The sequence below is a fragment of the Thioclava sp. GXIMD2076 genome (genome assembly GCF_037949795.1).
In the GTDB taxonomy this organism is placed as follows: Bacteria; Pseudomonadota; Alphaproteobacteria; order Rhodobacterales; family Rhodobacteraceae; genus Thioclava; species Thioclava kandeliae.
Window position 1 is genome coordinate 502,681 of the sequence record NZ_CP149934.1, and the last position, 13,175, is coordinate 515,855.

At 64.4% G+C, this 13,175-nt stretch carries 10 protein-coding genes; 6 read left to right on the forward strand and 4 right to left on the reverse strand.

Going from position 1 to position 13,175, the window contains the following annotated elements; all coding sequences use genetic code 11:
* The first annotated feature begins 8 nt into the window (after positions 1-8).
* From WDB91_RS19280 to WDB91_RS19295, 4 genes are read left to right on the forward strand one after another with little or no spacing between them, the layout of a single operon-like run.
* Positions 9-1,316 carry a hypothetical protein gene (locus WDB91_RS19280; protein WP_339115288.1) on the forward strand — a complete coding sequence of 436 codons (1,308 nt, stop codon included), beginning with the start codon at positions 9-11 and terminating at the stop codon, positions 1,314-1,316.
* Positions 1,313-2,590 carry a hypothetical protein gene (locus WDB91_RS19285; RefSeq protein WP_339115289.1) on the forward strand — a complete coding sequence of 426 codons (1,278 nt, stop codon included), beginning with the start codon at positions 1,313-1,315 and terminating at the stop codon, positions 2,588-2,590. The genes WDB91_RS19280 and WDB91_RS19285 overlap by 4 nt, the downstream gene beginning before the upstream one ends.
* Positions 2,590-3,756 carry a glycosyltransferase gene (locus WDB91_RS19290; protein ID WP_339115290.1) on the forward strand — a complete coding sequence of 389 codons (1,167 nt, stop codon included), beginning with the start codon at positions 2,590-2,592 and terminating at the stop codon, positions 3,754-3,756. The genes WDB91_RS19285 and WDB91_RS19290 overlap by 1 nt, the downstream gene beginning before the upstream one ends.
* A complete protein-coding gene (locus WDB91_RS19295) occupies positions 3,753-4,880 on the forward strand; it encodes a glycosyltransferase family 1 protein (RefSeq protein WP_339115291.1) in 1,128 nt (375 codons plus the stop codon). The genes WDB91_RS19290 and WDB91_RS19295 overlap by 4 nt, the downstream gene beginning before the upstream one ends.
* On the opposite strand, the gene WDB91_RS19300 is transcribed toward WDB91_RS19295, so the two are convergent.
* On the reverse strand, positions 4,861-6,264 hold the full coding sequence (locus WDB91_RS19300) for an oligosaccharide flippase family protein (protein ID WP_339115292.1): 1,404 nt from the start codon (positions 6,262-6,264) through the stop codon (positions 4,861-4,863). The two genes, WDB91_RS19295 and WDB91_RS19300, sit on opposite strands and share 20 nt — an antisense overlap.
* A gap of 3 nt (positions 6,265-6,267) precedes the next feature.
* Positions 6,268-7,011 (reverse strand): sulfotransferase family 2 domain-containing protein, encoded by a 744-nt coding sequence (locus WDB91_RS19305; protein ID WP_339115293.1) that lies wholly within the window; start codon positions 7,009-7,011, stop codon positions 6,268-6,270.
* Between the two features lie 208 nt (positions 7,012-7,219).
* On the opposite strand from WDB91_RS19305, the gene WDB91_RS19310 reads away from it, so the two are divergent.
* Complete coding sequence (locus WDB91_RS19310; protein ID WP_339115294.1) at positions 7,220-9,247, forward strand: polysaccharide biosynthesis tyrosine autokinase; 2,028 nt, start codon at positions 7,220-7,222, stop codon at positions 9,245-9,247.
* 41 nt (positions 9,248-9,288) lie between these two features.
* Here WDB91_RS19310 and WDB91_RS19315 read toward each other — a convergent pair whose 3' ends face one another.
* Complete coding sequence (locus WDB91_RS19315) at positions 9,289-9,882, reverse strand: sarcosine oxidase subunit gamma (protein WP_339115295.1); 594 nt, start codon at positions 9,880-9,882, stop codon at positions 9,289-9,291.
* Between the two features lie 129 nt (positions 9,883-10,011).
* On the opposite strand from WDB91_RS19315, the gene WDB91_RS19320 reads away from it, so the two are divergent.
* Positions 10,012-10,962, forward strand: coding sequence for a GlxA family transcriptional regulator (locus WDB91_RS19320; RefSeq protein WP_339115296.1), 951 nt, complete (start codon positions 10,012-10,014; stop codon positions 10,960-10,962).
* A gap of 4 nt (positions 10,963-10,966) precedes the next feature.
* Here the strand turns inward: WDB91_RS19320 and WDB91_RS19325 are convergent, their stop codons facing one another.
* The gene (locus WDB91_RS19325) at positions 10,967-13,006 is read right to left on the reverse strand and encodes an NADH:flavin oxidoreductase (protein ID WP_339115297.1); all 2,040 of its coding nucleotides are present in this window, start codon (positions 13,004-13,006) and stop codon (positions 10,967-10,969) included.
* Positions 13,007-13,175 lie beyond the last annotated feature (169 nt).

Below are 13,175 nucleotides of genomic sequence, written 5' to 3' on the forward strand. Positions count from 1 at the left end.
GACATATTATGAACGCCTTCTCTCCCAAACTCGCCAAAACCGCCAAGACCCTGCGCCATGTGCATGCGCGCGGGCTCAGGGTGGTGCTGATCACGGGCCATCTGCCGCTCCAGAAGCGTAAGGCCTCGATGCAGTGGTTCTGCGAGGATGTGCAGAAACGCGGCGGTCATGTGACCATGGTCAGCGTGGGCTATAGCTGGATCTCGAAATGGCGCAAGGACCGCCGCCTGATGCAGGTGGATGGGCCGGTGCCCGAGGGCTACCGCCGGATCACTCCCAGTTTCGACGCCTATTTCGGCTATGCCCCGATCCACCCGTTCAGCCTGCGCAACCGCAAGCTCGACACGCTGGCCGCGCCGTTGATGACGCTATTCCGGCACTTTTGGGCCCGACGGCTGCCCGCGCTGCTGGCGCAGGCCGATCTGGTCATCATCGAAAGCGGCCCTCCGGTGCTGCTGGCCGATATCGCCAAATCGGCCGCGCCCCATGCCAAGTTCATCTACCGCATCAGCGATGATGTGAAGGCGCTCGGCCTGCCGCAGATCGTGCGCCGCGCCGAAATGGCACAGGCGCATCTGTTCGACCGCATCAGTATTGCGGGGCCGCAGATCGCGGCGCGTTTCGACGAGCATCCCCAAACCGAGATCGACCCGATCGGCGTGCCACGCGCCGTGCTCGAAGCGCCGATGATCAATCCGTTTCTGGGCAAATTCGGCAAACAGGCGGTCTGTGCGGGCACGACCCAGATCGATCTGGCGACGGCGCGGATCATGGCCGAGGCCCGCCCCGACTGGCGCTTCCATATTCTGGGACGCATCGCGGATGTGCCCGCCGATCTGCCGGCGAACCTGATCCTGCATGGCGAGGTGCCTTACGAGGTCTCCGCCGCCTATATCCGCTTTGCCGATATCGGGTTGGCGCTCTATCAGGACAAGGCAGGCGCGGAATATCAGGCCCATCACAGCAACCGTATGCTGCTTTACCGGTATTTCGGGCTACCGATCCTCGGGCCGCATCGTGTCTTTGGCGGCATCGCGCTGCATGGCGCGGGCTATGATGCCCATGATCCCGACAGCATCCGCCTGGCGACCGAACGCGTGGCTGGGCTGCGCCGTGTGGCGGGTGATCCCGAGATCGAGGACTGGTCCCGCCTGACCGACCGGCTGCTCTCGGTGCTTCCGGGGATCCACCGTCAGGTGGAGAACGGGCGGATGGCGGATCAACGGAGCGGAATGCCTGCCGCCAATGGCGCGGAGGATCCGCTGGCGCAGCTCTCTTGCATGCACGATCCCTCTCTGCACGGCCCCCACCCATGAGACCGAAACTCTGGCTGCTCTCGCCGATCTCGCTGTTGGGACTTGCCTGGGTTCTGACGCTCGGGATCGGCGTGCTGCCCTTTCTCTATCCCGACAGTTTCTCGCTCGCACTCTATTTCCTCTCGCGCGAGGAACTGGGTGCAGAGGCGATCACCCTGATGGGGCTTGCATGGATCGCCGCGGCACTTCTTTTCTTTGTGGCGCTCAACGCTCTGACGCTCCTGCGCGCCAGGGACCTGCCCGACACCCGCGCCCTGACCGATTTCGAGCGTATGGCACGGCGGATCTTCCGTGCCAATCTCGTCTGTCTCGGGATCACGCTGGTCTGGGTGCTCAGCAGTGCGGTGCAGATGGGCGGAATCGGCGCGCTGATCGAGAGCGCCCAGAGCGATGCCAGCAGCCTGCGCGACCAGATGCTGGAGAACAAACTGTTCAGCGGGATGCGGTTGTTTTACGGTGCCCTGCCGGCCATCGGAGCCATGGCCTGTGTCATGCTGGCCGCTGGCCGGAAATTCGGGACGATGTCGCCCTTCGCGCGCCGGATCCTGATCCTCGTGCTGATATCGGATTTGGTGGCGCTGGCCCTTCTGCCGATCGTGATGTCACAGCGTATCCTGCTTTTGCACCTCATGCTGGCCTCCTATTTCGGGCTGTGCATGGTCCATCAGCGCATCGTGGCGCTGCCACAGCTGATCCTGGGGGCCACGCTATTCCTGACGACATGGGTGCTGCGCGAGGCTGTGACAAATCCTACGATCGACAATCATTCCGCCCTCGAGATCGGCCTGCAGAAGCTGGTCTTCTATATCTCGAATGACTTCCTCAATTCTCTGCTGCCGTTCACGCAAGAGTTCGACCACATGCTGGGATATTTCAGCTTCCATTTCCTGCTGATCCTGACCCAGAGCCGCGATGCGGTTGATGGCCTGATACCGGAACGGCTGGAACGGATCGAGGTGGTGCGCGGCGGTGGCGAATGGTCGATGCTGACCACGCCCTATGTCGATTTCGGCATCGCCGGTGCGCTGGTGCTGCTGGCGGTCTTCGCCATTGCCACGGCCATCGCGTTCCATCGCGGGCATTTCGGGCTGACGGCGGCCACGCTTTATGCCCATCTCGCGGCGGGCTTTATGCTCTCTACCCATGTCCAGTATTTCACCAATGTAAATTTCGTTACGGGTCTTGCGCTGACCGCCTTTCTGGGACGCGCCTGCCACCTGAGCCAGCAGAACGCTGGTCGCCCCGCGATCACGCCACTGCAAAGAGCCAGATAATGCGAATTGCCCATATCCTGACACGCCTGCTTCGCGCGGGTTCGGAAGAGAACACCCTGTCGACTGCCCTGTGGCAGGCCCAACACGGGCACGAGGTCCATATCATCCACGGCCCCGATCCCGATCGGGGCTGGGCAGCCGAATACGGGCATCTGATGGCCTTCCATACGCTGCCCGATATGGTCCATCCGGTGGCCCCGCTGGCCGATCTGCGGGCGGTCCTCGCGCTGCGCGGGCTGCTGCGCAAACTCGATCCGGATGTGCTGCATACCCATCAGAGCAAGGCGGGCGTGCTAGGGGCACTGGCCGCCCCCGCCTGCCCGCATATGGCGGTGCTGCGCGGGCTGCATATCGTATCCTTCCAGACATCGTCATGGCCAAAACGCGGGCTGTTTCTCGGGCTCGAACATATAGCGGCACGCTTCAGCGACCGCTTCGTCGCCGTCTCAGATGCGACCGGCCGCGCCTATCTGCAGGCGGGTATTGCCCGCGAGGTTACAACCATCCATTCGGGGATGGATCTGGCACGTTTCACCACGGCAGGTCCGGCGCCGGATCTACCCTCTGACGGGCCGATGATCGTGATGCTGGCGGCCTTCGAGCCCCGCAAGCGCCATGCCGCCTTTCTCGAGGCGCTCCCGCCGCTTCTGGCCCGCCACCCCGATCTGCGCCTGTGTTTCGCCGGCAAAGGTCCCGAAGAGGCCGCGATCCGCGCGCAGATCGCGCGGATGGGGCTCGGGGATCATGTGTTGATGTTGGGCCATCGCCCCGATCCGGAGGCGCTGATCGCGCGCGCCGATCTGAGTATCCTCTGCTCGACCAATGAAGGGCTGCCACGGGTGATCGTGCAATCGCTGGCGGGGGGGTGTCCGGTGGTCTCGACCGATCTGCCCGCACTTCGCGAGGTCCTCACCGATGGGGTGAACGGGCTGATCGCCCCACCCGATGACCTGCCCGCAATGATCGGCATGATCGATGCGCTGCTGGACGGGCCCGCGCATCTGGCGCGTCTCGCGCAAGGCGCGCAAGAGACCGATCTATCGAACTGGGCGCTCGACCGGCTGGGGCGCGAGAGCACCCGCCAGAGCGTGCTGGCATGGCAGGCCCGTCAGGCCCGCCACCAGCGCCGCGCTGCGGCCAATCTGGCAAAAGGGGTCATTCAATGACACATCTGCCGAACCGCTGTGCGGTCAATGCCCGCTTCCTAACCCAGGCCCAATCTGGCGTGCAGCGCTATGCGTTCAATCTGCTGAGCGCATTGGACCAGAAGCTCGGACAGGGCGCGCTGGTCGAGGCCATCGGACCTGTTACCGCCTATTATCCGGCAGGCGCGCGGCTGCAGATCCGCCCTGACTGGCGTCATATCCGGCTCATGCCCCTAAGCAGCCCATGGCCGTTCGCGGGGCATCTATGGGAACAGATCACCCTACCACGCGCCTGCAAGGGAGCCTATCTGCTCAACCTGACGGGCTCGGGTCCGCTCAGCCATGCCGAGCAGCTTCTGGTGATCCATGATGCCAATGTCTGGAAACTCCCCGAAGCCTTCTCGCGCCGCTACCGCACCTTCCATAAAACGGTCCGGCCCTGTCTGGCACGGCGCGCGCGCGATCTGGGCACCGTCAGCCAGTTCTCGGCAAGCGAACTGGCCGAGGTTCTGGCACAGCCCGAACTCAGGTTCCGCGTAATCCCCAACGGCTCCGACCACCTTCCACCGCCCGAAAATACCGCGAAGGTGATGCGTGATCTGGGTCTGACCAAGAACGGCTTCTTTCTGGCGGTGGGCAATCTCTCGCCCAACAAGAATCTCGCGCGACTGATCGCGGCGATGGCCGAGGCCGGTCATCCGGTGCCGCTGGTCGTAGCGGGGGCCAGTGCTGCGGGGCTTGCAACAGATACGGGGCCGAAAGGTCCCTGCCCGCCGGAACATGTCCGTTTTCTGGGACGGATCGATGACGCGACGCTCGCCGCGCTTTATGCAGGCGCGCGGGCCTTCATCTGGCCGCCGCTGCGCGAGGGATTCGGGATACCGCCTCTGGAGGCGATGCGCTTCGGCACGCCGGTGCTGTCATCCAACACCACCGCCATGCCCGAAGTGCTCGAACATGCACCGCTTTACTTCAATCCCGAAGATAGCGGGGCGATCGCGCAGACGATCACGAGATTCCTCCGGCTGTCCGCCAAAGCACGCGATGCCATGGTGATGGAGGGCCATAACCGCGCCTGCCGGTTCACATGGGAAGCCTCGGGCGCGGCGCTGGCGGATCTTCTTGTCAAGCGTGTGGCGGCATAGACCGCCCGCGCGAGCGCCGGAGCACCACCGCCCAGAACGGCAGGCAGGCCACAAGCATCAGCGCCCCCTGCCCCATAAGCTGCCACAGCAGCGGCCACTCCGCCACGAGCGCGCCCAGACGCCACAGGCAGACCCCGAGACCCGCCGATAGCATATAGGGTAGCGCCAAAGCCCGCGCCACATCCTGCGGCCTGACGCCGATCAGCCGCAGGCTTCGCCCCAGCGTGACCGCCAGCGCAAGATAAGCGGCCAGAACATAGCTGCCAATGCCGGCGTAGGCCGAGACCGGCAGGGCCAGCGCCATGAAGACCACGGTAAATGCCAGCGTCAGACAGGCCCGCCAGAGCGCCCGTCCAGCCGATTTCTGCGCGACAAGCGCCTGGTCGAGCGCCAGAACGAGGCTCGCCACCGGCCCCAGAGCGGCCATGATCTGCACCATCGGCGCCGCCATCTCTCCCGCCGGACGCCCCAGAAGCCAGACCAGCACAGGCTGGGCCCAGAGCGCCGCCATCACATAGAACGGAGCGGACAGGGACGCCGCCGCTCCGATCACCCGCCGGACCAGCGCAGGGCTCTGACCCTTGGCCCGCCAGAGCATCGGCAGCACCAGAAACCGGATCGGCGCAAGGGTGACGGCGTCCAGAAGCTGGAAGATCCGCTGCGCGATCTGGAAGCCCCCCGCCACGGCCCCGCCATAGACGAGCCCCAGCGCCAGTTGGAGCAAGGGCAACGCGGCCCCCGCCACCAGCCCGCGCCCCGCGATGGCAAAAACCTCGGGCGCGATCGCGCGGATGGCCCCGCGATCCGGTCCTGCCTGCGGCCACCAGCGGGCCATCCGCCATGACAGGACCGCCGAGAGCGCCGCGTTGAGCACCGCAAACCCCACGAGCGACCACAGCCCGGCCCCCAGCGCATAGAGCGCAAATCCCCCCAGCGCCGAGACCAGCTGCACGAAGGCCGTGCGGCAGGCGAGCGCCTTCAGCCGCAAAGCCTGCCGCAATTGCGCCTCCTGCACGGCACTCAGCCCCTGGAACAGTGGCACCAGCATCAACGTGGCGATCACCGGTCCCATTCCCGCCAGCGCCCCGATCCCCCACGCCGCAAGCACCATCAGCCCCAGCGCCAGCAGACAGATGCCCAGTGTCATCAGTTGCGCGAGCCAGAAGAGCGTGTCCATGCGGCGCATATCGCCGGGTGCAGTCAGGACGACCGCATCGGCAATCCCCCCCTTGTGGACAACCTGCATCCAGCGGAAAAGCGCAAGTCCCGTTGCGAAGGCCCCGAGATCCGCCACCGGCAAAAGTCGCGCCATAGCAAGGAAAAACACCACGTTTCCGCCCAGACGCGACATTTGCAGAACCAGTGACCAGAGGCCCTTCGACATGGCTCAGACCCCGCCCTGATAGAAGCCGGCGGTCGCGGCGGAACGGATATGGTGATAGATGTCCAGATCGGGCGCGCAAACCGCCTCGACCCGTGCCCGCAACGCGGCAGGCAGCTCCGGTGCAGGATCGGGGCGGCGGTTGCGTGAGAGTGGCACAAGAGGACGGCCCGCCAGACGCTGCAGCGCGCGGCGGAAAGCGGCCCCCTCCTCCAGAAACCCCACCAGCGAGAACCGCTCCAACGCGCGACAGGCGCGCTGCGTGTCACCCGCGACATCAGCACTATGATGTTGATAGGTCTCGGCAAAATAGAACAGATATTGCGAGCCGAAACGCTGGGCCGCCTCCGTCCCGAGAAAGGCATCGAGCGTTCCGGCACGCGATGGATCGGGGTGGTGGCGCTGGACATAGGCATAATGCGACAGGAACCGCGCCACCGGATCGCGCAGCAAGGTCACGCAGGCCCGCGCCGGATCGAGCGTCGAGAGCACCGTGTCGCTAAACCGGACATGGGCCGAAATACAGCGCACCCGCCGGTCGAGCATCTGCGCCAGTTCCACGCGGCGCTGCGCATAATCAGCCAGAATCAGCTCCGTTCCCGTTGCCTCTGGCGCGAGCGCCTGAGCCAGACGTCTTGTCCTGTCGATATCGATCGTGGCCTGCGAGGGCCAATAGGCAAGGCGCAGGGCCGCACCGAAACTGGTGCCGCCGCATTTAGGAACATGGATATAGAGAAAGGAACGGGACATGGGACTCGTGACAGATAGATCGAATGCGATTCATTTACCCTAACGGCATTAAGCACGAATTAACTGAGCCCCGCCATTCCTAAGACTAACTTATGGTCAACCCGCATCTGACGACGTTTTACGGGGCTTGAATGGTAGATATTTTGTTGATGGATTGCTTGGCTTATATCCGCGCATCGCGCCCTGTTCATGATGGGGGAGACCTGCCATGAGCGTGCAACCGAATTTCCGCACCACCCAGCCACATCTGACGCTTAGCGCCGTTCAGGAGACGGCCATAGTCGAGGACGGGCAGATCATTGCCCTGCTGCGGATGGTTTGGGGCGGGCGATGGCTGATCCTCGCGGCCACGCTGGTCGCGTTGGGTCTCGCGCAGCTCTGGCTGAGCACGATGGCTAGGCCGCTTTACAAAGCGACCGCCAGCATCCTGCTCGACCCACGAACAGAACAGTTCACCGACCCCAATCCGGTTACCGAACGCATGCAGCCCATCGACGAGACCATCCGCCGGACCGAGGTCGAAATCCTGCGCGGCCGCCCTCTTCTGGGCACCGTGGTCGATGATCTGCGGCTGGTCGAAGACCCGGAATTCAATCCCGCGTTACGCCCTGAAAGTGCGTCCGCGCGGATCAAATCCCTGATCCCGCTCGAGAAAACCGATCGGGAAAAAGGCGCGACAGAGGCGCGTGAAACCGCGATCTCGCTGCTCGCGAATTCTATCTCGATCCGAAATCTGGCCCCCAGTCTGGTGTTCGAACTGAGCGCGGTCACCAGCGAAGCGGAGAAATCCACCCGTATCGCCGATCAGCTTGCCCAGAATTACATCCGCGAGCAGATCACCCGCAAGCGGGCGGAAAGCGATGAGGCGATCCGCTGGCTGGGCCAACGGGTGAGCGACCTGCAGCACCAGATCGAAACTTCGAATGCCGAATTGTCGAAACTCGACACCACCAATGCGGAAACCACGCGCACGCTGGTGCAGACCCGCCGGCTACAAAAACTTGACGGTGATCTGACGCAGGCGCGCGCGGCGCTCGACGCCTCGCGCAAGGCGCTCGAGACCCTCCCCGCCACCGCCTCCGAGGCCGCGCATGAGAGCCGTGCCGCGCAGGTCTCGATCGATGCCGCCACGTTGCGCAATCTCGAGCGGCAATATCGCGATCTCGAGGCTGGCCTGCGTGACGAGACCGAATCCGCAACCCGCCAGAAACTGCTGGAACAACAGAACGAGACCGATCTCTTGGTCTATGGGCATTTTCTGACTCGGCTGAAAGACACCATCGCGCGCGAGGGGCGGCAACTGGCCGATAGCCGTCTTCTGGCACCGGCGGTCATGCCCTCCATGCCCTATCTGCCCCGCGCGCCCCTTGTCCTGTCGATGAGTGCGATGGCGGGAGCCGCGGTTGGCCTGACCCTACTGCTCTTGTGGCAGGCGCTGCGCCAGACCGTGCGCTCGGCGCAGGATCTGCAGGATCTGACCGGCCAGAAGGTGATTGGACAGCTGCCGCGCCTGCCCCAGCGCCGTGGCCAGAGCGGGCTTGCCTATCTCCATGACCATCCCGACAGCCCCGCCGCCGAGGCGCTGCGCGCACTGCGCACCAATATCGTGCTCGACCAGCTGCTGCTGGGTCAGAAGATCATCGCGATTACCTCCGCCAATCCGCAGGAGGGCAAAACAACGCTTTCTCTGGGGCTGGCGCGGCAGATGGCGAGCCTTGGCAAACGCGTGCTGGTGATCGAGGGCGATCTGCGCCGCAGGGTCTTCATGGAGTATCTGGGGCTCAAATGCCCACAGACCCTGTTGGGCGCTCTGACCGGCGAGACATCCTTGCAAGGCGCCGTTTGTGCTGATCCCTATAGCGGGATCGATGTGCTGGTAGGGGCGAAGCCCCCCGGCAATCCGGCGGATATCTTCGCGTCGAATGCCTTCCAGGCACTGCTGGACGAGGCGCGCGAGCAGTATGATTACATCATCATCGACACGCCCCCCGTGCTCTGCGTGCCCGACACACGCATCATCTTGCAAGGCTGCGACCGCGCGCTGTTTGTGGTCAACTGGAACATGACCACCAAACAGCAGGTGCGCGACGGTATCGGGGCGCTACATACATCGGGGCGCAAGCTGGGAGGGGTGATCCTGAACCGGATCGACCCGAAAAACCGTCAGGAATTCTACTACAGCGGCTATTATAGCACGCAGACCAAACCCTTCTGGCGCACTCGCGCCAGAGCCTGATGTCACGGTCCGGCAGGTAGCCAGCCTGCTGGACCGTCCCGTTACAGAGCCGGTTCCAGCGCGTTCGCGACACAACGGGGAGCGGCAGCACGCGCCACCATCGCGCGGTTCACCACCTGCCAGATATGCCCGCTGTCATGACGCGGCACCAGAAGCGCCAGCCGGTTGAAACTACGGCGAATGGCAAAGATCTCAGCTCCGCCAATACGGGCCGAGCGGGCCGATCCGGGCGCGAAGCTTGCCACATCGAGATCGGTCAGGCGAATTACCAGATCCTCGATCGTGCTGGCATCGCAGGCCACCAGCTCAAGCATGACCCGGCTCGCCCCCTGCGCGCTGATCGACAGGCCCGGCATCCCGTGCCGCAGATTACGGGTCATGTCGGCTTCGGAGACGTTCTCGGCCTCGAGCATCCATTGGCCCGGCCCCGTCCAGAACGCGCCAAGCCCGCGCCCGCCATGCCAGTTGCCCGGCCCAGGCAGGGAGACCCCCATGGGCACCGGCACCTGCGCGCCCCGCTTCACACCAAGCGAGACCAGCGCCATATCGGAGCGCTCCGACAGGGTGGTTGTTCCGATACGGGTCTCACGGGCCATCCGGGCTGCGTGACGGTCTTGGGTGTCAGCGTGGGTCATCGGGGCAATCTCCTTAATTATACAGGCACTTGATCGGCATGCATTGCCACTGGAACGAGGGGGATAGTAGCGCCCGCCAAACGCTGTTACTTTCATTATAAAGACATTTCTTTTCATTATAGGGCCATCATGATCAGACGTATCGGTTTCCTGCTGATCGACGGATACGCGATGCTGTCGACGGCCGCCGCGCTCGATCCGCTGCGCGCTGCCAATAGTTTCGCGGGACGCACACTCTACGAGATCACCCTGCTGACGCCCGAAGGCCATGTCGCGACCTCGTCACTAGGCGGGCGGTTCGATGCGGTGCCTCTGGCGCAGGCGGGGATGGAATTCGATCTGGTCTTTGTGGTGGCGGGGGGCGACCCGATGCGGTTGCGCCGCCCCGATATCGATACATGGCTACGCCGCGCGGATCGGGCGGGGATCGAGCTGGGCGGGATCTCGGGGGGCGCGGTGCTGCTGGCGCGGGCGGGACTCCTGTCGGGGCGGCGCTTCACCGTGCATTGGCATCATTACAGCGATATCGAGGAGATCGACCCGACGCTCCTGCTGGAGCGCCGGCTCTTCGTGATCGACCGCGACCGCTATACCTGCGCAGGGGGATCGGCCCCGCTCGACATGATCCATATGCTGATCGCGCGTGATCACGGGGCACATTTCGCGCACGAGATTTCCGACTGGTTCATCCAGGCGCAGGTGCGCCCCTCCGAAACACCCCAGAAAGGGTCGATCAGCGCCCGTTACGGGGTTCTGCCACCGATGGTGGAGGCGGCGCTGGAACTGATGGAGGCGCATATCGCCGACCCGCTCAGCCCCGCACAGCTGGCCCAGCTGGCGGGGCTCTCCGAGCGCCAGCTGCAACGCCAGTTCAACGCGGCCCTCGGTGCGCCGGTGATGGAGATCTACCGCCAGATGCGCCTCGATGTGGCCCGCGCACTGGTGCAGCGCAGCGCCCAGCCTCTGGCCGAAATCGCCCAGATGACGGGGTTTTCCTCACAGGCGCATTTCACCACCCGCTATCACGCGCGGTTCGGCACGCCTCCGCAGGCCGACAGGGCCGGCACCCGCAAGGGCTGAGCCCTTACATCGCCCGCATCAGGCGCATCCCGTCCAGCACCGCCGCATGGGTGTTGCGCGCCGAGACCGCATCCCCGATGCGGAACAGCTTGAACCTTCCATCCGCATTGGGGGCAAGCGTCTGCGGGCGGCCCGCGATCAATGCCTCGTAATCGACCTGCCCCAGATTGGAGGACTGCCCCTTGAGATCGAAATAGAGATCATCGAGCGGCAGCGTGCCGGAATTCACCACCAGCTGATCGACCAGACGTTCCTCCTCCTCCGGCCCGTAATCCGAACCCAGCGTGACCTTGATCCGGTTGCCCTCGCGCGTGGCCGCCTTCAGCCGCCATGTCAGCGTGGTCCTGAAATCGCGCCCCTGCAGCGCGCGGATATAGGGGGTGAGGTTCATCGCCATGACCTCGGGCGCCAAGGCCCGATCCGCCGAGACCAGTTCGACCTTGCCACCAGCCGCGGTAATCCTCTCGGCCGCCATCAGCCCTGCATGATCGCCCGCCTCATCGAAGATCAGCACCTCGGAGGCCGGCGTCACATCCCCCGAGAGGATATCCCATGCGCTGATCGCCAGATCCGCGCCGGGCTGGCCCAGATCGGTGCGCGGCAGACCGCCTGTCGCCACAACGACCACCTGCGGCTCCTGCGCCAGCACATCCTCGCCTTCGGCGAAACAGTTGAATTTGAAGCTGACCCCCAGCGTATCGCATTCGCTCATCCGCCATTCGGTGACCGCGAGCATCTCGCGGCGGCGTGGGTCCTGTGCGGTCAGCCGGATCTGGCCGCCCGCCTCGTTGGCGGCTTCCAGAACGGTGACCTTATGGCCACGCAGCGCCGCGACCCGTGCGGCCTCAAGCCCCGCAGGCCCTGCCCCCACAACCGTCACCCGCAAGGGTGCCTCGGCAGGATCGATCCGGTGCGGCAGCTCGATCTCGCGGCCCGAGGAGGGATTGTGCATACATAGCGCCCCGCCCGCCTGATAGATGCGATCGATACAGAAATTCGCGCCGACACAGGGCCGGATACGCTCTTCCTGACCCGCCACCAACTTGGCCACCAGATGCGGATCGGCGATATGGGCGCGGGTCATGCCGACCATATCCAGCTTGCCCGAGGCAATGGCATGGCGCGCGGTCGACAGATCGGGGATGCGCGCGGCATGCAGCACCGGCAGCCGGACCTGCGCCTTCACCTCGCCCGCCACATCCAGATGCGGGGCCGAGCGCGACCCTTGGATCGGGATCACATCGGTGAGCCCCGCATCGGTGTCGATATGACCGCGGATGACGTTGAAGAAATCGATCAGCCCGCTTTCGGTCAGGCGCTTGGCAATCTCGCGGCCCTCGCCCGCATTGATCCCCTGCGGCAGGTCCTCATCGACCACACCGCGCACCCCCACGATGAATTCGGGCCCCACGCGGTCACGGATCGCCTGCAGCACCTCCATCGAGAATTTCATGCGGCTTTCAAGGCTCTGCGCGCCATAGGGGCCGTCCAGCTCGTTCCATTGCGGCGACCAGAACTGGTCCATCAGATGGCCGTAAGCCTCCAGCTCGATCCCGTCGAGCCCTGCGTGTTTCATCCGCTCGGCGGCATCCGCATAATCGGTGATGATGCGGGTGATGTCCCAGTCCTCGATCAGCTTGGGCATCGCGCGGTGGGCAGGCTCGCGGACGGTGCCGGGGGCGACGGTGGGCAGCCAGTCGCCACGGTCCCAGCGGGTGCGGCGGCCCAGATGGGTCAGCTGGATCATCACCGCGCAGCCCTCGTCATGACATTCCTGCGCAAGCTTGCCCATATGGCCCACGATCTCGTCCTTATAGGCGAGGATATTGTTGAAAGCGGGCGGGCTGTCGGCGGCGACGCTGGCCGAACCCGCGGTCATGGTCATCGCGATCCCCGCGCGGGCGCGTTCGAGGTGATAGGCGCGGTAGCGCTCGGTCGGCATCCCGTTCTCGGCATAGGCAGGCTCGTGCGAACTGATGAAGATCCGGTTTTTCAGGGTCAGATGTTTGAGCGTGAAAGGCTGCAATAAAGGGTCGTCGCGCATGGGAATCCTCCGGTGGCCGCAACCTATGCGGGCTATCCCAAGGCAAATCCGCCCCGCAGCCCCTGTCAAATCCCTGAGCGACCTGACTTGTTTATAAGCGACACCCATTTGCAAACGGGAGCAAAGTCCATTTATCGCGCGCGCGAAGTGCCCGCCTTTCGGGCAAGTC

Bases quoted from the DNA above. Each gene is read 5' to 3' on its own strand.
- WDB91_RS19295 (WP_339115291.1), top strand. From the start codon at position 3,753: ATGACACATCTGCCGAACCGCTGTGCGGTCAATGCCCGCTTCCTAACC.
- WDB91_RS19285 (WP_339115289.1), top strand. From the start codon at position 1,313: ATGAGACCGAAACTCTGGCTGCTCTCGCCGATCTCGCTGTTGGGACTT.
- WDB91_RS19300 (WP_339115292.1), bottom strand. From the start codon at position 6,264: ATGTCGAAGGGCCTCTGGTCACTGGTTCTGCAAATGTCGCGTCTGGGC.
- WDB91_RS19305 (WP_339115293.1), bottom strand. From the start codon at position 7,011: ATGTCCCGTTCCTTTCTCTATATCCATGTTCCTAAATGCGGCGGCACC.
- WDB91_RS19310 (WP_339115294.1), top strand. From the start codon at position 7,220: ATGAGCGTGCAACCGAATTTCCGCACCACCCAGCCACATCTGACGCTT.
- WDB91_RS19280 (WP_339115288.1), top strand. From the start codon at position 9: ATGAACGCCTTCTCTCCCAAACTCGCCAAAACCGCCAAGACCCTGCGC.
- WDB91_RS19290 (WP_339115290.1), top strand. From the start codon at position 2,590: ATGCGAATTGCCCATATCCTGACACGCCTGCTTCGCGCGGGTTCGGAA.
- WDB91_RS19315 (WP_339115295.1), bottom strand. From the start codon at position 9,882: ATGACCCACGCTGACACCCAAGACCGTCACGCAGCCCGGATGGCCCGT.
- WDB91_RS19320 (WP_339115296.1), top strand. From the start codon at position 10,012: ATGATCAGACGTATCGGTTTCCTGCTGATCGACGGATACGCGATGCTG.
- WDB91_RS19325 (WP_339115297.1), bottom strand. From the start codon at position 13,006: ATGCGCGACGACCCTTTATTGCAGCCTTTCACGCTCAAACATCTGACC.